The sequence below is a fragment of the Geobacter sulfurreducens PCA genome, assembly GCF_000007985.2.
In the GTDB taxonomy this organism is placed as follows: domain Bacteria; phylum Desulfobacterota; class Desulfuromonadia; order Geobacterales; family Geobacteraceae; genus Geobacter; species Geobacter sulfurreducens.
The window spans coordinates 3649578-3669218 of the sequence record NC_002939.5 but is presented as its reverse complement, the minus strand read 5'-3'; the positions used below and the strand labels follow the sequence as shown (position 1 = coordinate 3669218).

Genomic DNA, 19641 nt, shown 5'->3' with positions numbered 1-19641 from the left:
GCTAAATTTCGTCTTCCTGGGTGCAGAAGTACTCGATGGTCTTCTGGGCACAGGTCCGGCAGTAGCCCAGCTTCTTGAGCATGGTATCCACCATCCGGTCGTAGAGCTTCTGGTTTTCCTCGTTGGTCCGGTTGGCCAGGGCCCCGATCAGGCTGCCGGCACCGGCGATGTCGCTCTTGAGCCGCACGTCGGTCACCGCCTTGACCAGCTCCAGGTTGTCCATGAAGTCGTAGGAGGGCTCTACTGATATCTTCTGGCCGTAGATCTTCCGGATTGAGGTGCGGAAGCTCTCGCGCTGCTCGTCGGTTCGCAGCCCCAGCCGGTCTTCCACGTTGCGGATGTAGCGCTCATCGATCTTCAGGGCCTTCAGCTCGCCGGACTGGGGGTCCTTGTATTTCCACATCCGGTCGGGGCCCAGGTTCTCGGCGTCGATGCCGATGATCATGTTCACGTAGTTCATGACGTCCTTCTTGATGGCGTAGGGCTCATCCATGTAGGCGTTGAACATCTCGGTCATGATCCGTTCCCGGTAGAGCCCCTTGGCGATCTTCAGGTCGTCCAGGTACTTGCCCCGGTCGTTCTGGTCCGGGACATAGTCGAGGACCACCCGCTCCAGGGATTTGAACACGTCGTGGGCCACCATGCAGCGCCCTTCGTTGGTTTCGGAGCTCTCTACCAGGAGCTGGATTGACCGCCCCAGGTTTCGCTGGCCAAGTCCCTTCTGGCCGAATCTCTTGGTGATGTCCGCCTCCTGGTTGAGGGTGTCGACCACCTCGGCAAGGGTTTTGAGGCTCTTTTCGCCGGCTACCTCGCCGGCGGCCAGTTTCATGGTCTCGATGGGGGTGAGCTTTTCGGACCGGGGGAGCCGCGAAAGGGTCACCGCCACGCTTGCGGCGTAGTTCAGGTTCGGGTCTTGGTGGAGTTCCTCCTTGGTGAGGGTCGTCTTGGTTTCCCCGCCGATGGCGTAATCGGTCAGCTGCTCCTGCATGCGGTAATGGGTGTTGTGGGAGACGTAGCAGATGCGGCACCGGTCGATGATTGGGGCCTCCTCCTTCTCGGCCAGGAAGCGGTTGAACTCGGCGTTGTTGCTGGTGGCGATGATCAGGGTATCGATGGGCCAGCGGTAGCCGTCGATCTCGATGACCCGGTTCTGGATGACCCCCAGGTAGACTTGGACCAGATCCTTCTTGTTCTTGTAGATTTCGTCGGAGAAATGGATGCCGCCCCCCGCCACCCGGGCCAGGGCGCCGCGCCGCAGGTCGAAGCGGTAGGGGTTGGTCACGTCGGTGATGTGGAGCAACCGCTGGATCGATTCCTCTCCCAGCAGGTCCACCGCGCTGGAGGTGATCTTGTCCTTGGCCGCGTACTTGCCGGTAATGGTCCCCAGGGTCTCGATGAGCGGCACCGGAACCACCTGCACGAAATCGAGCATGGCCGCGGCATCACCGTCAGTGAAGCGCCGGATGTCGCTCCACATGTAGCCCGTGCAGGCCCCGAGCGGGCGGTAGTTGTCGAAGAGGCCCTCCAGCTCCCGGTCCGAGAAGCCGAATTCCCGGGCCAGCCACTCGCGGTTCTCGTCCCGGCTCTCGAAGAGGTTCATGGCCAGCACCATGGGGTCTTCGTAGGTCTGGGACTCGATTACGTCGATCTTGCCGTAGCTTCCCAGTTTTTCCATGCCGGAAAAACGGAAGGTGTATTTGCGGTTTTCATCCCGCGTCAGGTAATCGCGATAGCGCGCGCAGACGAACTCCACGAAAAAAGTCTTACCGTTGCCCGGCTCACCCACCAGCACAAAGGCCATCTCCTTGGATGATCCCCCCTCGGCCGCATCCTTCACAAAGGAGACGAAACTGTTGATTTCGTCATACATGCCGATAGGGTGCTTGCGGCCGGTGCGGAAAATGCGGAAATCATAGGTCATCCGGCCGTTGACGGTGACCTTGTCGATCCCCTGTTCCAGGATCATCCGGGCCACCCCCTGGAAGGCGTTCTCGAAGCGCCGCTTCCCTTCCTTTACGGCGGTCACGTGCTGTTTAAGGGTGCTCATGGCATTGGTCCTCATTCTCATCCCCCCGTCGTGGAGTCTTCGGAACGCGAATTTGGTCGTTTGACCCTTTCAGTATACACGGTTTTCGGGGTTGCACCATCAAGACAAAAACAGTCTTGTTGTGTAACTATCTTGAGTACATTTGGTTTTTAGAAGGCTGTGATGGGGGCGAGGCGGTGGGCACGTTTGGCGGGGTGGAGATGCCGGGCACGAAAAAAGGAGAAGGACCGAAGCCCTTCTCCTTTTTTATTGTGATACAGACCTGGACGGCAGGCTGATTACATCATGCCGCCCATGCCGCCCATGCCGCCGGGCATGGCAGGCATAGGAGCTTCTTCCTTCGGCTTGTCGGCGATCATGGCTTCGGTGGTGAGCATGAGTCCGGCGACAGAAGCCGCGTTCTGCAGGGCGGAACGGGACACCTTGGTCGGGTCGATGATCCCGGCGGCGAGCATGTCCACGTACTCGTCCTCGGCGGCGTTATAGCCGAAAGCATCCTTGCTGTTCTTCACCTTGTCGACCACGATGGAGCCGTCGACACCCGCGTTCTGGGCGATCTGGCGGATGGGCTCCTCCAGGGAGCGCTTGATGACGTTGACGCCGAACTGCTGCTCGGTAGGAAGGCTGAGGGCATCAAGGGAAGCAAGGGCGCGCAGGTAGGCAACGCCGCCTCCGGGGACGATCCCCTCGTCCACTGCGGCGCGGGTGGCGTGCAGGGCATCTTCGACGCGGGCTTTCTTCTCTTTCATCTCGGTCTCGGTGGCGGCACCGACCTTGATTACGGCAACCCCGCCCACGAGCTTGGCCAGGCGCTCCTGGAGCTTCTCGCGGTCGTAGTCGCTGGTGGTCTCCTCGATCTGGGCGCGGATCTGCTTGACGCGGCCCTGGATGTCGGCTTCCTTGCCGTCGCCGTCGATGATGGTGGTGTTGTCCTTGTCCACGGTGATCCGCTTGGCGCGGCCGAGCATGTCCATGGTGGTGTTTTCGAGCTTGTTGCCGATCTCCTCGGAGATGACCTGGCCGCCGGTGAGGATGGCGATATCTTCCAGCATGGCCTTGCGGCGGTCACCGAAGCCCGGGGCCTTGACGGCGCAGATGTTGAGCACGCCGCGCAGCTTGTTCACGACCAGGGTGGCAAGAGCCTCGCCCTCGATGTCTTCGGCGATGATCAGCAGCGGACGGCCGCTCTTGGCGGTCTGCTCCAGCACCGGGAGAAGGTCCTTCATGTTGGAGATCTTCTTGTCGTGGATCAGGATCATGGCGTTCTCAAGCGACGCCTCCATCCGCTCCGGATCGGTCACGAAGTAGGGGGAGAGGTAGCCGCGGTCGAACTGCATCCCCTCGACGGTCTCCAGGCTGGTTTCCATGGCCTTGGCTTCCTCGACAGTGATTACCCCTTCCTTGCCGACTTTTTCCATGGCCTGGGCGATGATGTCGCCGATGGTCTTGTCGTTGTTGGCGGAGATGGTGCCCACCTGGGCGATTTCCTTGTGATCCTTGATCGGCTTGGAGATGCTCTTGAGCTCGGCCACGATGGTCTCGACGGCCTTGTCGATGCCGCGCTTGATCTCCATGGGGTTGTGGCCGGCGGCCACCAGCTTGGAGCCCTGGCGATAGATGGCCTGGGCGAGGACCGTGGCGGTGGTGGTGCCGTCACCGGCAACGTCGGAGGTCTTGGAGGCGACTTCCTTCACGAGCTGGGCGCCCATGTTCTCGAACTTGTCCTCGAGCTCGATTTCCTTGGCCACGGTGACGCCGTCCTTGGTGATAAGGGGGGAGCCGAAGGCCTTCTCGATGACCACGTTGCGGCCTTTGGGGCCGAGGGTAACCTTCACCGCGTCGGCGAGGGTATTGACACCTTTCAGGATGGCGTTGCGCCCTTCCTGGTCGAACTTGATGATTCTGGCTGCCATATCTGTCTATCCTCCTTGGATTGGTTCACTCGGGTAGTGCTGTGCTGTCCGGCGTGGTGTCGGTTACTCGATCACGCCCAGGATGTCGTCCTCGCGCATGATGAGGAACTCCTGCCCCTCGATCTTGATGTCGGTGCCGGCATACTTGCCGAACAGAACCTTGTCACCTACCTTGAGATCAACGGGGATCACCTTGCCGTCCTCGGTCTTCTTGCCGTTACCGACGGCCACGATCTCGCCGCGCTGGGGCTTCTCCTTGGCTGTGTCGGGGATGAAGATGCCGCCGGCGGTCTTGGTCTCCTCCTCGATTCTTTTCACGAGGATACGGTCTTGCAACGGTCTGAGATTCATCTGCTTCTTCTCCTTTCTTCCATGATATGCTCGAGAGTTTTCATCGAAAAAAATTAGCACTCGATACGACTGAGTGCTAACACGTGGTAACTATAGTCACCCCGTCGTCAAAAATCAAGACCCCGGGGCAAAATTTTTTTGCGGAGCGGCTTCTCCGGGAGTGCCGCCGGCGGGCTCCTGATGCGTTATTGGCGGGAAGGTGACACGAAAAGACGCGGCCGGGAAGGAGGGCTGGCTTAGCGGCGCGGGGCAAGAATGACCGCGAAGCGGTCGGCGAGCTCGCGGGCGAGGGTGCGGGCCAGCCGGTCGCGCTCCCGCTCGACCGTTGACCGGTCGTGATCGAAGAAGGCCTCAAGGGGGACGAAGATCTCGGCTACCGGATCTTTTCTGCCCGGTTCGTGGAGGTAGGCTCGCGCCTTCACCCTGATGCTGGTGGCGCAGCACCCTGAATCCTCAACATAGCTCCAGATATCGCCGGAGATGTAGTGTTGGCGGTCGAGCCATGTCGGGTCCACCTCCTTGACCTCCTCCTTGAGGATGACAAAGGACGCAATACCGGTCTCCCCCCGCCGGCCGTTCAGGAGGTCGACGAAGTCGTTGAATGCAGTCTCGGAGAACAGCTCGGGGACCAGGGCCGACGCGAAGGGGACAACGTAAGCGGTCTCCACCCCGCCGGTGGGACGGAAGTCCGGGGAAACGGAGACGGCCGGCCGGGGCGTGCAGCCGAAGAACAGCCAGGAACAGGCAACGACGAGCAGCAGGACGGCGCGGATGCGGAGCGTGCCGGCGAACGTCACCATTTCCGTTTTGCCATCTCTTCCTGGTAGAACTTCTGGTACAGAATTTCGTAGTCCCGGCTGCCGGGAACCTTTGCCTGGGAGTAGGAGGCCAGCTTTCTGCGCACCGCGGCATCCACCTCACCGGCGACGGCGAAGAACGAGGCGATCCCCTCCTTGAGACAGTGCAGTGCCTGACGCTCGTCGGCGAAGTCAGCCAAGTCGTCCTTCCAGAGCCGGTCGTAGATGCGGTGTGCCAGGTGCGAGATGCGGTCTTCGGATATGCTCATGGGTACGCTCCGAACGGCAGGGATCAGAGAACCACGCCGCGGTCTTTCGCCAGCTTGTCCTTGATCATCTTGAGCATCCGGTGGCGGTCGATGCCTGCCCCGCTGCCCATGGAACGGAGGGTCTGCTCCAGAAGCCGTTCTGCCTCTTTTTCCAGTTCCTCCTCACCCTTGATGTCGGTGGCAACGGCGCGCCTGATGCCGTCGAGGATCTTGCCCCGCTCGGCTTTGAGGGTGATGAGGCCGGCGGCCGTGAGCCCCTCCAGGAGGCGCTCGGCCAGCCGGGCTATCTGTTCGTCCTTCAGTCGCACGGGCGTCTACCGCAGGCCTTTCAGGTAGTTGACCAGCGCGTCCTGCTCTTGCTTGGGCAGGCCCTTGAAAGACGGCATGGTGGTGGCAGGATTCATTTTCTTGGGGTTTGTCAGCTGTTCGCGCAGGAACGATTCATTCCGCGTTGCTCCCACTTTTGTCAGATCCGGGCCGAGGATTCCGCCCGCACCCTTCACTTTGTGGCACATGGCGCACTTCTCTGCGAAGAGTTTCTCTCCCGATGCGGCGGCGAAGGTTGGGACGGAGGAGGCGCAGAGCGCGCCGGCGGCGAGGATAACGGCAACGGCCTTGGTCACGGGCATTCTCCTTGGTCTGGAATCGAGTCAGCCCATTGTACCGGAACGCGTCGAAAAAGCAACCAGCCGTTAGGTGATATCCGCCGGCGCGACCGGCTCTTAGCCGTTGACCCCTGCGGGGGCGGTCTGGTATCGTAACACGATGCGTGAAAGCTGTTTCATTCGGGAACCGGGGGGGGATTCGTGCTGATTGTCATGAACCACAAGGCTGGACCGAAACAAATCGAGGCGGTAGTGAAGGCGGTGGAGCAGATGGGACTTACGGCGGCGCCCATTCCCGGCAGCGAACGGACAGCCATCGGCGTCCTCGGCAATCACGGGTATGTGGATGATACCACCATCCGGGATCTGCCCGGCGTTCAGGAGGTCATCCATGTCTCCAAACCCTATAAGCTCGTTTCCCGCGACTTCCACCCGCGCCATACGGTGGTGAAGGTGGGCGACGTGGCCATCGGCGAGGGGAAGCGCCCTGTAGTGGTGGCCGGCCCCTGCGCCGTGGAAGGGGAGGAGCAGATCGTCCGGACCGCGCGGGCGGTGAAAAAATACGGAGCTGATCTTCTGCGGGGGGGCGCCTTCAAACCCCGCACCGGTCCCCATACCTTCCAGGGGCTGCGGGAGGAAGGGCTGAAGCTTCTGGCCATTGCCCGCCGGGAGACGGGACTTCCCATCGTGACCGAGGTCATGAGTCCCGACACGGTGGGACTTGTGGCGGAATATGCCGACCTCCTCCAGGTTGGCGCGCGCAACATGCAAAACTTCGAACTGCTCAAGGAGTTGGGCCGAATCCGCAAGCCAGTGCTCCTCAAGCGGGGGATGAGTGCTACTCTGGAGGAATTTCTGGCCGCGGCCGAATACATTTTGGCTGAGGGCAACGGCCAGGTGATCCTCTGCGAGCGGGGGATCCGGACCTTCGAGACCGCCACCCGCAATACCCTCGACCTGGCGGTGGTGCCCCTCATCCGGGAGATGACCCATCTGCCGGTCATGGTTGACCCCTCCCACGCCACCGGAAAGCGGAGCCTCGTGGCGCCCATGGCCAAGGCGGCGCTGGTGGCAGGAGCCCACGGTGTCCTCGTGGAGGTCCACCCGGAGCCGGACAAGGCCCTCTCGGACGGCCCCCAGTCTCTCACTTTCCACGGCTTCGAGGCACTCATGGGCGAGATCCGGCGGCTCAACGAGTTCCTCGGCTTCTGATCCAGGGCGGCGCCGGCGGACATCTGCCGGCCCGTTTTTTCGCCGCCCCTGCCTTTCAAGGGGGTTACGCCACCCACCGGGTTTGTTTTGCCCTCCTCTTGTGCTATGCTTTCTCATGCCGTAAACGACCACCCATCAAGGAGTGCCTCATGCTCACCCGAGTTTTCACACTTCTGGCATTCGTGGCCATGCTGTCGCTGGCCAGCGGTTGCGCCATGCTGATGTCCTGGAAGGCTATTCCTCCGCCGGGCGGTTGCGATCAGTGCCATACCGTTCCCATCAGCGCAAACTGGCAGGTATCCTATCGCACCGTTGCCCTGACCGATGAGCGCGGCAGCGACCGCCCCTACTTCCAGACCGAGACGTACAACGTTCCCCCCACCGATCGTCCGCGGTCGAGCCTCGACATCCGCAAGGTGGACGAACTTCCCTGCTTCGAGTGCCACAAGTCTCCGAGTCCGGCCCATAAGGGACGGGTCGGCAAATTCCACCACTGACGCCTATGCCGAAGCCCATGGATACACTGTCACGCAAAACCAAGATCATCGCCACTCTGGGGCCCGTCAGCTCCTCGCCCGACATGATCCGGCAGCTGATGGACGCAGGAGTCGATGTCTTCCGGCTCAACTTTTCCCACGGCTCCAACGACCAGCGGCGGGAGGTAATCGCCGCCATCCGGCGTCTTTCCGCCGAACGGGGCAAGGAGATAGGCATTCTGGCCGATCTCCAGGGGCCCAAGATCAGGACCGGCAGGATGGAGAACGGTGCCATTCCGCTGGTGCGGGGCGACTCGCTCGACATTACCACCGATGAGGTCCTGGGGCGCCCCGGTCTCATTTCCACCATCTACCAGTCTCTCCCCCACGACGTGAAGCCCGGCTCACGCATCCTGCTGGACGACGGCCTTATCGAGTTGCGGGTCCAGTCCGTGTCCGGCGCCACGGTCCGTTGCACCGTGGTCCAGGGGGGCATGCTCAAGGATCTGAAAGGGATCAACCTCCCCGGCGTCAAGGTTTCTGCGCCGTCGCTGTCGGAGAAGGACCTCCGCGATCTGGATTTCTGCCTGGAGGTGGGGGTCGACTACATTGCCCTGTCCTTTGTCCGCACTGCCGCCGACGTGGAGGGGCTGAAGCGGATCCTCTTCGAACGGGACGTCCAGGTGCCGGTGGTGGCCAAGATCGAGAAGCCCGAGGCCCTGCGCAACTTCAAAAGCATCCTCAAGGTTGCCGATGCGGTCATGGTGGCCCGGGGCGATCTGGGGGTGGAAATCAGCCCGGAAAAGGTCCCCCTGTTCCAGAAAAAGATCATCCGGGCCTGCAACGAGGCCGGCAAACCGGTGATCACCGCCACCCAGATGCTTGAATCCATGATTAGCCATCCGCGCCCCACCCGGGCCGAGACCTCGGACGTGGCCAACGCCATCCTCGACGGAACCGATGCGGTCATGCTCTCGGGTGAGACCGCCTCGGGGCAGTTTCCCCTGGAAGCGGTGCGTACCATGGACAAGGTGGCCCTCGACGTTGAGCGCTTCGCTCAGGTGGAGGACGGCTCGGGGCCACGCCGCCACAGCGTCAGCATCGCCGAGGCGGTGGCCGAGGCCGCCTGCCACGCTGCCGTCATTCTGAAGGCGAAGGCCGTGGCCTGCATGACCCAGTCGGGGAGCACGGCTGCCCGCATCTCACGCTACCGGCCTCCGCTGCCGATCCTCGCCTTCACCGGTTCGGTGGACACCATGCGACGGCTGTCGCTCTACTGGGGAGTCAAGGCATACCCCATCGGCACCATGGCCGGCACCGACGAGCAGATAGTGGCCGTGGAGTCGACGCTCCTGTCCGGTGGCTACCGCAAGGGCGACGTGGTGGTCATCACCATGGGTGTGCCGGTGGAGGCCCGGGGGTCCACCAACCTCATGAAGGTCCACAAGCTGGGAACCGGCCAGTTCTTCGAGATATTTTGAGCCCGTCCCTGCGATTTGCCGCCGGTTGAAGGAGGAACGCTGATGCGCAAGGTGTTCGACGAGACCAAGATCAACCACATGGTGCTTGCCAACCGCCTCGTCCGCTCCGCCACCTGGGAGGGAATGTGCGGCGAGGACGGCTGTCCCTCGGAAAAGCTGGCGGGTTACTATGCCACCCTCGCCCGGGGCGGGGTGGGGCTCATCATCACCGGCTACGCCTTCGTTCGCCCTGACGGGAAACAACTTCCCGGGCAGATGGGTGTCCATGAGGGCTCCTTCGCCGCCGCCGCGCGGCAGGTAACCGGCGCCGTCCACCGGGAAGGGGGGAAAATCTGCCTCCAACTGGTTCACTGCGGGGGACAGGCGCCGTCCCGGGCCGCCGGCTGCCAGCCGGTGGCTCCCTCGGCAATCAAGGCGGTGCAGTATCCGGAACTGCCGCGGGAACTACCTATGGCCGAAGTGGTTGAGCTGGCGGGCCTGTTCGCCGACGGCGCCCGCCGCGCACGCGAGTGGGGCTTCGACGCGGTCCAGCTCCACGCCGCCCACGGCTACCTGATCAACCAGTTCCTTTCTCCTCTTACCAACCATCGGACCGATCACTACGGTGGCAACCTGGAAAGTCGAGCCCTGTTCCTTCTTGAGACCTGCCGTGCCGTGCGCCGGGCGGTGGGAAAAGAGTTCCCCGTCATGGTCAAGCTCAACGGCTCCGACAACCTGGCCGGCGGATTCGACCTGGACGAGGCGGTTCAAGTTGCCCGGATGCTCGATGAAGAAGGCATCGACGCCATCGAGGTGTCGGGCGGCACCCCCGCCTCGGGAGCCCGAACCGCAGTGCGTCAGGGGATCGAGACCCGGGAGCAGGAAGCCTACAACCTTCCGTCCGCCTATCGGATCAAGAATGCCGTCTCTTGCCCTGTCATGGTGGTGGGGGGATTCCGTTCCTTCGAGCTGGTGGAAGGGGTCATCCGCCGGGAAGAGGCCGACTACGTGGCCCTTTCCCGGCCCCTCATCCGCGAACCGCACCTTCCCCTCCGCTGGCAGCAGGGCGACGAGAGCCGGGCCCGCTGTATCTCATGCAACGGCTGTTTCAAGCCGGGGCTCAAGGAGGGGGGGATCTGCTGCGTGGTGGACAAGATGGAGCGGGAGAGCCGGGAGTTTTCTCTGTAACGGGAGGAATGCGACGTATTCCGTCATGGGTCCGGGAGAGGATTGCCCGGGCCTTGCCTTTTTTGAGGGGAACGATGGCGGAACCAACTCTGGCTGAAAAACTCGAAATCCTCGCCGACGGCGCCAAGTACGACGTTTCATGCGCCTCCAGCGGCAGCTCCCGCAAAGGCAAGGGTGGGATCGGAAACGCCGCCCAGTGCGGCATCTGCCACTCCTGGACCGCCGACGGCCGCTGCGTATCCCTCCTGAAGATCCTTCTCACCAACGTCTGCATCTATGACTGTGCCTACTGCGTGAACCGTCGCTCCAACGACATCCGGCGGGTGATGCTCACTCCCGCCGAGGTGGCGGAGCTCACCATCGGCTTTTACCGCCGCAATGCCATCGAAGGGCTCTTCCTCTCCACCGGGGTCATCAGGAATCCCGACTACACCATGGAGCTTCTCATCGAAGCGACCCGGCAGCTGCGCGAGGAGTACCGCTTCAACGGCTACATCCACGTAAAGGTGGTGCCCGGCGCGGACCTCGCCCTGGTGGAGCGACTCGGTCGCCATGCCGACCGGGTCAGTATCAACATGGAACTCCCGTCGCGCGAGAGCCTTGCACTCCTGGCGCCCGACAAAAGCAGGGAGTCGATCGTGGGGCCCATGAAGCGAGTGGGGGAGCTGATCGTCCAGACCCGGGAGGAGCGCAAGGTTTCCCGGAAGATGCCCCCCTTTGCCCCGGCCGGGCAGAGCACCCAGCTCATCGTCGGCGCATCGGGGGAGACTGACCTGCAGATCATTTCGCTGGCGGCGGGGCTTTACGGAAGGCTTTCCCTGAAGCGGGTCTACTACTCTGCCTTCATCTCCGTGAACCGGGACGAGCGCCTTCCCGCCGTGGTGGGCACCCCACCGCTCGCGCGGGAACACCGCCTCTACCAGGCCGACTGGCTCATGCGCTACTATGGCTTCGCCGCCGGCGAGCTCCTGGACGAAGAGCGCCCCAACCTGGATCTCTCGCTGGACCCCAAGGCTGGGTGGGCGCTCCGAAATCTTCACCTGTTCCCCGTCGAGGTGAATCGGGCCGACTACGAGGCGCTCCTTCGGGTGCCGGGAATCGGGGTCCGCTCGGCCCAGCGGATCGTCTTGGCGCGGCGGGGCAGCCATCTGTCCCTGGATGACCTGCCCAGGCTCGGGGTGGTGATGAAGCGCGCCCGCTACTTCATTACCGCCCGAGGGAGGTTCGCCGCCGATCTGACTCCCGATGCGGCAGGCCTCCGGCTGCGTCTCACCGAAAAACCACTTCGGCGCGAGCGCTGGAGCCAGCCGTCCCTGTTCGACGGTGGGGCCGGCATGGACATTCGGTCCACCATCACGGGTGAGTTGTGATCCTTCGTTACGACGGCACCTTTGCGGGCTTCCTCACGGCTGTTGCCTTGGCCCGGGAACGGGGAGTAGAGCCCGAGGCGATTATCGACCAACAACCGGAGCAGCAGGCGCTCTTCGCCGCGGTTGAGGAGGTGGCAACCGACCGGCAGCGTGCCGCGGCGTTCTACGGACTTTTGCGCCGAACCCTTACCCCAGGTGCTCTGCACACGTTCCGCCTTGCCTTCCGTGCCGCGGAACCGGGCAAAGAGCTGCTCCTTTTCCATTTTCTGCAACTGGGGGTTGTGGTGGGACAACAACTCGACGGGATGCTCGCCCACGAGCGGGTCGTGCCCGTGTGGAAACTTGCTCGGGCCGTGGGGCGCGAGGCGCACCGTTACAAAGGGCTTGTCCGTTTCCAGCATCTGGACGGCGATATCTGGTATGCCGCAATCGAGCCGGAACACCGCATCCTCCCCCTGGTGGCTCCCCATTTTGCCGACCGTTTCGCCGACCAGCGCTGGATCATTCACGATCCCCGCCGGGGCGAGGCCATTATCTTCGATCCGTCCCGCCGCACATGGACCGACGCGGAACTGGAGGTGACCGGCCCACTTCAGTTGTCCAACGGGGAGCGCCTGTTTCGCGATCTCTGGCAGCGCTATTTCGACCGGCTGGCCATCGAGGAGCGTCGTAACCCTGAATTGCAGCGGCAGCACCTTCCTCTCAAGCACCGTCGTCACCTGCCGGAGTTCGACCGGTGACGGCGTTGACGGTCATGGGTGGCATTTTTTGATAATCCTGATATGCTGATACAACTGCACAATGAATATCAACATGAGGGAGAGCACGCAGTGAAGATAACGCGGGAGGAACTGGCGGTACAGGTTGACGTGGCCCAGTGGAGCTGGTTGCGGGCTCATCTGGAGCGGGGCGGGCTCATCGTCGTGAACCGGGGGCTCGACCTTGTGGAGGTGGGTGTCAGCATTGCTTCCGACGATACCGCCGTGGTGGGAGACTGGATCCAGACCGGGCTCCTGGCCAAGCCCTCGGCCGAGCAGATCTCGGCCTGGGACGCCAATGAAGAGATCAGTTTTTCCGCCCTCATCATCAGTCCCTATGTCCTGATCCAGGAGCAGAAACAATGAACGATACGCCGCCGCCACCATCCTGTGCCCGTTGCAGCGCCGTCTGGCAGAAAAGCGGCACCACCAACTGCTGGAGCAACCCGGACAACCGGCCCGGCCGGCCTGCGGACTGCCCATCTTCGGCCCATGGCGACATCGTGGCCTCCAGCTTCGACGAATACCGCGGCGAGAGCGACGATGCCCGGCTTGCCCGGGTAGCGGCCCGGGTTGAAGGGCTCTGCTACCGGAAGATGACCGGAAGCGACGCCGTGGTGGCCCGTTGGACCCGGGTGGAAGACACCATAGCCCTGGCGAAGCTCATGGGCTGGAGCAAGGTGGGCATCGCCACCTGCATCGGGCTCCTGGATGAAACCCGGCAGCTGGCCACGATTCTGGAGGCCCAGGGACTGGAGCCGGTGAGCGTCTGCTGCAAGGCCGGCAGCATCGACAAGCTGGAACTGGGCCTGGACGAAAGCGACAAGGTCCGTCCCGGAACGTTCGAGCCCGCCTGTAATCCCGTTGCCCAGGCAGAGGTTCTGAACCGCTGCGGCACCCACATGAACATCATCGTCGGCCTCTGCGTGGGCCACGACATGCTGTTCACCAAGCATTCCGCGGCCCCGGTCACCACCTTGGTCTGCAAGGACCGGGTTACCGGCCACAACCCGGTGGCCGTGCTCTACGGCCAAAACTTCTACTTCAAACGTCTGCAGAAAATGCCGATCGACATCCCCGAGGGGGAGGAGTAGCTCTCCTTCCCCCGCCGTTATCCCGCCTCTTCACAGCATCTTCCGCAAATACTGTCCCGTGTAGGACCGTGTCACCTTGGCCACCTCCTCAGGTGTGCCGGTGGCGATCACCTCGCCGCCCCGGTCGCCCCCTTCGGGGCCCAGGTCGATGATGTAATCGGCGGTCTTGATGACGTCCAGGTTGTGCTCGATGATGACGATGGTATTTCCCCCCTCCACCAGTTTTCTTAGCACCTCCAGGAGCTTGGCGATGTCGTGGAAGTGAAGGCCGGTGGTGGGCTCGTCGAGGATGTAGATGGTTCGGCCGGTGGCCCGGCGCGCCAGTTCCTTGGCCAGTTTCACCCGCTGGGCCTCGCCGCCGGATAGGGTCGTGGCCGATTGGCCCAGGCGGATGTAGCCGAGCCCCACCTCCTCCAGGGTCTGGAGCTTTGCCTTGACCTTCGGGATGTTCTCCAGGAAGCGCAGGGCCTCCGAAACGGTCATGTCCAGGACCTGCGCGATGGATTTCCCCTTGTAGGTAACCTCCAGGGTCTCGCGGTTATAGCGGGCTCCCTTGCAGACCTCACACTGGACGTAGACATCGGGGAGAAAGTGCATCTCGATCTTGATGATCCCGTCCCCGGCGCAGGCCTCGCACCGTCCCCCCTTCACGTTGAACGAGTAGCGCCCCGGCTTATAGCCCCGCACCTTGGATTCGGGGAGTTGGGCGAAGAGATCCCGGATATCGGCGAAGACCCCGGTGTAGGTGGCGGGGTTCGAGCGCGGCGTGCGGCCGATGGGCGACTGGTCGATGTTGATGACCTTGTCCAGTTGTTCCAGTCCCCGGATGTCGCGTACTGCGCCGGCCCGCTCCCGGCTCCGGTAGAGCCGCTGGCCCAGGACTTTGTAGAGGGTGTCGATCACGAGTGTCGATTTGCCCGACCCGGACACCCCGGTGACGCAGGTCATGACACCGAGGGGGATGTCGACGGTGACATCCTTCAGGTTGTTTTCCGCGGCTCCCTCCACGGTGATGAAGCGCTTGGGCTTGCGCCGCTTTTTAGGCACGGCGATGGTGAGCTCTCCTGAGAGATAGCGGCCCGTGAGGGACTCGGGGTTCGCCATGATCTCCGCCGGGGTTCCCTGGGCCACCACGCGGCCCCCGTGCTCACCGGCGCCGGGCCCCATGTCGAGCACGTGGTCCGCCTCCAGGATCGTCTCCTCGTCGTGCTCCACCACCAGCACCGTGTTGCCGATGTCGCGCAGGTGCTTGAGGGTCTGCAACAGTCGGCCGTTGTCCCGCTGGTGCAGGCCGATGGAGGGCTCGTCCAGGATGTAGAGAACCCCCACGAGGCTGGAGCCGATCTGGGTGGCGAGCCGGATCCGCTGCCCTTCACCGCCGGAGAGGGTGCCCGAGGTCCGGTCCAGGGACAGGTAGTCGAGTCCCACGTTAACTAGGAAGTGGAGCCGCTCCCTGATTTCTTTCAGGATGCGGCGGGCGATCTCCTCCTCTTTCGGGGTGAGCGTGAGGGAGGCGAAAAACTCCAAGGCGTCCTTGATGGAGAGAGCGGTTACCTGACGGATGTCCCGCTCCGCCACCTTCACGTGAAGGGCCTCGCGCTTCAGGCGCGCCCCCTGGCAGGTGGGGCAGGGCATTACGTTCATGTAGCGCTCCAGCTCTTCCCGCACCTGCTCCGAGTCGCTTTCCCGGTAGCGCCGCTCCAGATTGGGGATGACCCCTTCGAATTCCTTGGTGTAGGTGTGACGCCGCCCACCGTCCTCTTCCCACCAGAACTCAACTTTTTCGCCTTTGGATCCGCGCAGGATCACCTCGCGCACCCGGGGAGAGAGCTCTTTGAAGGGGGTCCGGATGTCGAAGTCAAAGGCCTTGGCCAGGGCGTCCAGAGTCATGTGGTACCAGGCCGAGAGCCGTTTCTCCCATGGGGCGATGGCTCCTTCGCGGATGGAGAGTTCCGGGTTCGGCACGACCAGTTCCTCGTCGAAGTACATCCGCGTGCCGAGGCCGGTGCAGTCGGGGCAGGCGCCGTAGGGGTTGTTGAATGAGAACATCCGGGGGGTCATCTCGGGGTAGGAGATGCCGCAGTCGATGCAGGCCAGTGCCTCGGAGAAAAGGATGGTGTCGCCGTCCACGACCTGGACCTTTACCACCCCTTCCGCGTGGTTCAGGGCCGTTTCCAGGGAGTCGGCCAGGCGCCGCTCGATTCCCTCCTTGATAATGAGTCGATCCACCACGATATCGATATCGTGTTTCTTGTTTTTGTCGAGGTGAATCTCCTCGGCCAGCTCATGCTGCACGCCATCCACGATGACCCGGGCGAAGCCGTCCTTGCGCAACTGGGCCAGTTCCTTGCGGTACTCCCCCTTGCGACCCCGGACCATGGGCGAGAGAAGCTGAAGCCTGGTTCCGGCGGGCAAGGCCATGATCTGGTCCACCATCTGGGAGACAGTCTGGGAGGTGATCGGTTTGCCGCATTCATAGCAGTGGGGGTGGCCGACGCGGGCGAAGAGGAGCCGAAGGTAGTCGTAGATCTCGGTGACGGTTCCCACGGTGGAGCGGGGGTTGCGGCTGGTGGTCTTCTGTTCGATGGAGATGGCAGGGGAAAGCCCCTCAATGGATTCCACGTCGGGCTTCTCCATCTGCTCCAGAAACTGGCGGGCATAGGCCGAGAGGGATTCCACGTAGCGGCGCTGCCCTTCGGCATAGATGGTATCGAAGGCCAGGGTCGATTTTCCCGACCCGGAAATGCCGGTGATGACGACGAGCTTGTCCCGAGGGATCTCCACGTCGATGCACTTGAGGTTATGTTCGCACGCGCCTTTGACGATGATGGTGTCGTGTGCCATGGTGCTCCCGTGGGTAATGCATGCTGGCGCCGGAGGGCCGGACGCAAGAGCTCACTATACCACATAATCGAATTGCTGAGGGGCTTTCGCGCTGTCCCCGTCAATGGTGCAGTCCCAAAGAGATGATATATTGACTTGCAATACTTTATCTGTCAGTAATGTTCAGTGTAGATAAAGCCCGCCGCTGGTATATCAGGGAGATAATGTCATGGAAAGTGCGCGAAACGGGGCAGAGTCGCCCCTGGGAGGGCGCATCAGGAAACTTCGTCAGGCACGGGGCATGACCCAGAAGGCGTTTGCCGACTCCCTCGGCATCGTCCAGGGGTTTCTGAGCAGTATCGAACGGGGCAGAAAGGTCCCTTCAGACACGCTCGTCATTGCGCTCTGCCGGACTTACGGAGTCAACGTGACCTGGCTTCTCCAGGGAAAGGGCGCCATGAACGCCCCCCCTGACGGCGCGGGCGAGGGGGCAGGCGAGGGGACTCCGCTGCTGGAGAGCGTTCCCCAGGGATTTCCCGAGGATATTCCGGGGGATGTGGTGCAGGGTCGGATTGTCTTCCCCGGGATGCCGCAGGGGTGTTATGCGGTGCTCGCCTACGGCGATTTCATGGCTCCCACAATCCGCGACGGGGATATGGTTCTCTTCGACCCGGCACGGCCGGCAGCGCCGGGCGAGATCGTGCTCGTCACCAACCGGTGGGGAGAAGCCATTCTCCGCCGTTATCGCCTCAAGGCCGGCGAACTGTTGTTCTCCCCCGACAATGCCGCCTATTCCCCGTTCCATCCCGATCCCGACACCCGGATCATCGGCACGGTGGTGCAGGTCTGGCGGAACGTGAAGCTGTAGCCCGCAGTGCCCCGACCGCGGCCGGATGTACGGACTGGATGAGGTCCCACGGCCCCGGTGGGCCATGGTCGTCTGTGGCCACGCCATGCCGGGTTCCGGCGCATTGTTGCGGACAGGGGGCGGTGGGATAGGGGGGCGGTTGCCGCTGCGGGAGGAGCGAGCGGGGCGCGGACGGAGCCCCTGCAGTGCAACGGAAAGATCCAGCAGTAAGGTGAAACCGAGGTATTACCGGACAGGGCGCCGAACGACTCCCCGGGCTTTTTTCTTTTTCAGGCGCGCCCCGGCCTTGCGACGCTTTTCAGCCAAGTCCACCAGAATTTCGTGACTTCCACGGGGATCGTCCCCTTCGCCCGGCATCCGTTGCACGTAACTGCCGTCGGGCCGCATGTCCCAAGCGCTCCGCCGGTCTCCCAGTTGCACGTCGATCATGGTTCGGAGTTCCTTTCGCAGTTCCGGCGCTTCCACCGGCGCCAGGACTTCGACTCGGTACTCAAGATTGCGCTTCATGGCGTCTGCGGAACCGATGAAGTACTCCTCGTCGCCGCCGTTGCGGAAGTAGTAGATCCGGGCGTGTTCCAGGAATCTTCCCACCACGCTCACCACCCGCACCGATTCCGAGAGCCCCGGTACGCCCGGCCGGAGGCGGCAACTGTCACGGATAATGAGGTCGATCCGCACTCCCTGCCGTGCTGCCCGGTAGAGGGCTGCAACGATATCGGCGTCTTCCAGGGCGTTCATCTTGAATTGGATGAGCCCCGGGCTCTTTTCCGAGTGAAGTTCCGCTTCACGCTCGATCCTGGCCAGCAGCGCCCGCTTCAGGTGCTTCGGAGCGGGCAGCAGTTTCCGGTAGTTGCGCCGCGGGGTATAGCCGGTTGTGAGATAGTTGAAAAGCTCGGTGGCATCCTGGCCGATGGTTTCGTCGCTGGTGAGCAGTCCCAGGTCGGAGTAGACCCGGGCCGTTCCGGGATGGTAGTTGCCGGTTCCAATGTGAACGTAGCGCCGCAGCCCGTTGTAATCCTGCCGTACCACCAGGATCACCTTGCAGTGGGTCTTGAGTCCCACCACGCCGTAGGTGACATGGATTCCCGCCTCCTCCATCCGCTCCGCCAGCCTGATGTTGGCCGCCTCGTCGAAGCGGGCCTTGAGCTCCACCGCCACGGCCACCTGCTTGCCGTTGTTGGCCGCGTTCACCAGGCAGTCGATGATCCGGCTGTCGGAGGCGGTCCGGTAGAGGGTCATCTTGATGGCGCGCACCTTCGGGTCTTCGCTTGCCTCCATGAGAAAGCGCTCCACCGACGTGGCAAAGGAGTCGTAGGGGTGCTGCAAGAGGATGGCCCCGGCGTCGCGGAGCACGTGGAAAATGTTCCGGTCGGTCATGAGTCGGGGGTGGTCGACGGGATGGTGGGGAGGATCGCGCAGTTCCGGGTAGCCAAGGGCCGCGATCTCGAAGAGGTCGCGAAAGGCCAGCATCCCCTCGACATCGAAGACATCGTCGGCTTCGGTCAGCTCCAGCTCTGCGGCCAGCATCCCCCGGTGGACCGGGTCCATGTCCGCGCCCACCTCCAGCCGGACGATGGGGGCAAACCGGCGGTCCTGCAACTCCGACTCGATCAGGGACAGCAGATCGTCCGCCTGTTCTTCGTTACGTTCAGTGTTCGCGTTGCGGGTCACCCGGAAGAGTTCGCACGCCGTCACCTCCATCTCCGGAAAGAGCATGTCCAGGTTGTGGCGCATCACCTCTTCCAGGGGGACGAACCGGTCGTCGTCTCCCACGCGGATGAAGCGCGGGATGCCCGCTCCTACCGGCACCTTCACCCGGGCCAGGGACGTCTCGCGCTCTCGCGGATAGCGCAAGGTCACCAGGAGATTGAGGGAGAGGTTGGAGATGAAGGGGAACGGGTGAGCCGGGTCGATGGACTGGGGGGTCACCAGGGGGTAGATATTGCGCTGGTAGTGCTGCCGCAGCCCCTTACGTTCTTTCTCGCTCAGCTCGCTGTAGCCGAGAATCCGGATGCCCCCGTCCCGCAGGAGACCCAGCAGCTCCCCGAACACCCGCCGCTTGCGTTCGGCCAGATCCCGCACCACGGCGTAGCATTCGGCAATCTGCTGACGGGGGGTGCGGCCGTCCACGGTGGGGTGCTGCAACCCGGCCCCGACCTGCTGCTTGAGGCCGCCGATGCGTTTCATGAAAAACTCGTCCAGGTTCGAGCTCACGATTGCCGTGAACTTGACCCGCTCCAGCAAAGGGGTGCGGGTGTCCTCGGCTTCGTGGAGGACACGCCGGTTGAACTCGAGCCAGGTGAGTTCCCGGTTCAGGTAGAGCTCGGGCGAGGCAAGGCTCGTCTCCGGGGCGCGCGCGCCAGTCGGTTCCGGGGCGCCGGTCCCGGCTGCCTGTGCCTTGCGCGGCATG

General features: G+C 62.9%; 18 protein-coding genes. 9 read left to right on the top strand and 9 right to left on the bottom strand.

All coding sequences use genetic code 11. The annotated features are described in order from the left end of the window. Position 1: 1 nt before the first annotated feature. The 7 genes from GS_RS16740 to GS_RS16710 all read right to left on the bottom strand — a co-directional run bounded on the left by GS_RS16740 (position 2) and on the right by GS_RS16710 (position 6006). A complete protein-coding gene (locus GS_RS16740; RefSeq protein WP_010943953.1) occupies positions 2-2062 on the bottom strand; it encodes a serine/threonine protein kinase in 2061 nt (686 codons plus the stop codon). A 263-nt stretch (positions 2063-2325) separates the two neighbouring features. Then, positions 2326-3960: a chaperonin GroEL gene (gene groL / locus GS_RS16735; protein WP_010943952.1), complete on the bottom strand. Its 1635-nt coding sequence runs from the start codon at positions 3958-3960 to the stop codon at positions 2326-2328. Between the two features lie 63 nt (positions 3961-4023). Beyond that, on the bottom strand, positions 4024-4311 hold the full coding sequence (groES, locus tag GS_RS16730) for a co-chaperone GroES (RefSeq protein WP_010943951.1): 288 nt from the start codon (positions 4309-4311) through the stop codon (positions 4024-4026). A gap of 236 nt (positions 4312-4547) precedes the next feature. Further along, positions 4548-5111, bottom strand: coding sequence for a lipoprotein (locus GS_RS16725; protein ID WP_010943950.1), 564 nt, complete (start codon positions 5109-5111; stop codon positions 4548-4550). Next, positions 5105-5377, bottom strand: coding sequence for a DUF507 family protein (locus GS_RS17740; protein WP_010943949.1), 273 nt, complete (start codon positions 5375-5377; stop codon positions 5105-5107). Before GS_RS17740 ends, GS_RS16725 begins: the two co-directional genes overlap by 7 nt. 23 nt (positions 5378-5400) lie before the next feature. After that, complete coding sequence (locus GS_RS17735) at positions 5401-5685, bottom strand: DUF507 family protein (RefSeq protein WP_010943948.1); 285 nt, start codon at positions 5683-5685, stop codon at positions 5401-5403. A 6-nt stretch (positions 5686-5691) separates the two neighbouring features. Next, positions 5692-6006: a c-type cytochrome gene (locus GS_RS16710; RefSeq protein ID WP_235044928.1), complete on the bottom strand. Its 315-nt coding sequence runs from the start codon at positions 6004-6006 to the stop codon at positions 5692-5694. A 177-nt stretch (positions 6007-6183) separates the two neighbouring features. Between GS_RS16710 and aroF the strand changes: the two genes are divergently transcribed. The 8 genes from aroF (at position 6184) to GS_RS16670 (ending at position 13540) form a co-directional block, all read left to right on the top strand. Beyond that, positions 6184-7194 (top strand): 3-deoxy-7-phosphoheptulonate synthase, encoded by a 1011-nt coding sequence (gene aroF, locus GS_RS16705; RefSeq protein ID WP_010943946.1) that lies wholly within the window; start codon positions 6184-6186, stop codon positions 7192-7194. Positions 7195-7343: 149 nt separating this feature from the next. After that, the gene (locus GS_RS16700; RefSeq protein ID WP_010943945.1) at positions 7344-7691 is read left to right on the top strand and encodes a cytochrome c; all 348 of its coding nucleotides are present in this window, start codon (positions 7344-7346) and stop codon (positions 7689-7691) included. Positions 7692-7708: 17 nt separating this feature from the next. Further along, positions 7709-9151 (top strand): pyruvate kinase, encoded by a 1443-nt coding sequence (gene pyk, locus GS_RS16695; protein ID WP_010943944.1) that lies wholly within the window; start codon positions 7709-7711, stop codon positions 9149-9151. Between the two features lie 42 nt (positions 9152-9193). Continuing rightward, on the top strand, positions 9194-10318 hold the full coding sequence (locus tag GS_RS16690; RefSeq protein WP_010943943.1) for an NADH:flavin oxidoreductase: 1125 nt from the start codon (positions 9194-9196) through the stop codon (positions 10316-10318). Between the two features lie 74 nt (positions 10319-10392). Continuing rightward, positions 10393-11688 carry a putative DNA modification/repair radical SAM protein gene (locus tag GS_RS16685; protein WP_010943942.1) on the top strand — a complete coding sequence of 432 codons (1296 nt, stop codon included), beginning with the start codon at positions 10393-10395 and terminating at the stop codon, positions 11686-11688. Beyond that, positions 11685-12428, top strand: a complete 744-nt coding sequence (locus GS_RS16680) for a TIGR03915 family putative DNA repair protein (RefSeq protein WP_010943941.1) — start codon at positions 11685-11687, stop codon at positions 12426-12428. The genes GS_RS16685 and GS_RS16680 overlap by 4 nt, the downstream gene beginning before the upstream one ends. Positions 12429-12518: 90 nt before the next feature. After that, entirely contained in the window at positions 12519-12812 is a 294-nt protein-coding gene (locus GS_RS16675) for a DUF2288 domain-containing protein (protein WP_010943940.1), read from the top strand. Beyond that, positions 12809-13540 (top strand): DUF1847 domain-containing protein, encoded by a 732-nt coding sequence (locus GS_RS16670; protein ID WP_010943939.1) that lies wholly within the window; start codon positions 12809-12811, stop codon positions 13538-13540. The genes GS_RS16675 and GS_RS16670 overlap by 4 nt, the downstream gene beginning before the upstream one ends. 30 nt (positions 13541-13570) lie before the next feature. Here GS_RS16670 and uvrA read toward each other — a convergent pair whose 3' ends face one another. Next, on the bottom strand, positions 13571-16384 hold the full coding sequence (gene uvrA / locus GS_RS16665; protein ID WP_010943938.1) for an excinuclease ABC subunit UvrA: 2814 nt from the start codon (positions 16382-16384) through the stop codon (positions 13571-13573). Between the two features lie 208 nt (positions 16385-16592). Between uvrA and GS_RS16660 the strand changes: the two genes are divergently transcribed. Further along, entirely contained in the window at positions 16593-17231 is a 639-nt protein-coding gene (locus GS_RS16660; protein ID WP_010943937.1) for a LexA family protein, read from the top strand. 225 nt (positions 17232-17456) lie between these two features. Here the strand turns inward: GS_RS16660 and ppk1 are convergent, their stop codons facing one another. Beyond that, positions 17457-19640 (bottom strand): polyphosphate kinase 1, encoded by a 2184-nt coding sequence (gene ppk1, locus GS_RS16655; RefSeq protein ID WP_010943936.1) that lies wholly within the window; start codon positions 19638-19640, stop codon positions 17457-17459. Between the last annotated feature and the right edge of the window lies 1 nt (position 19641).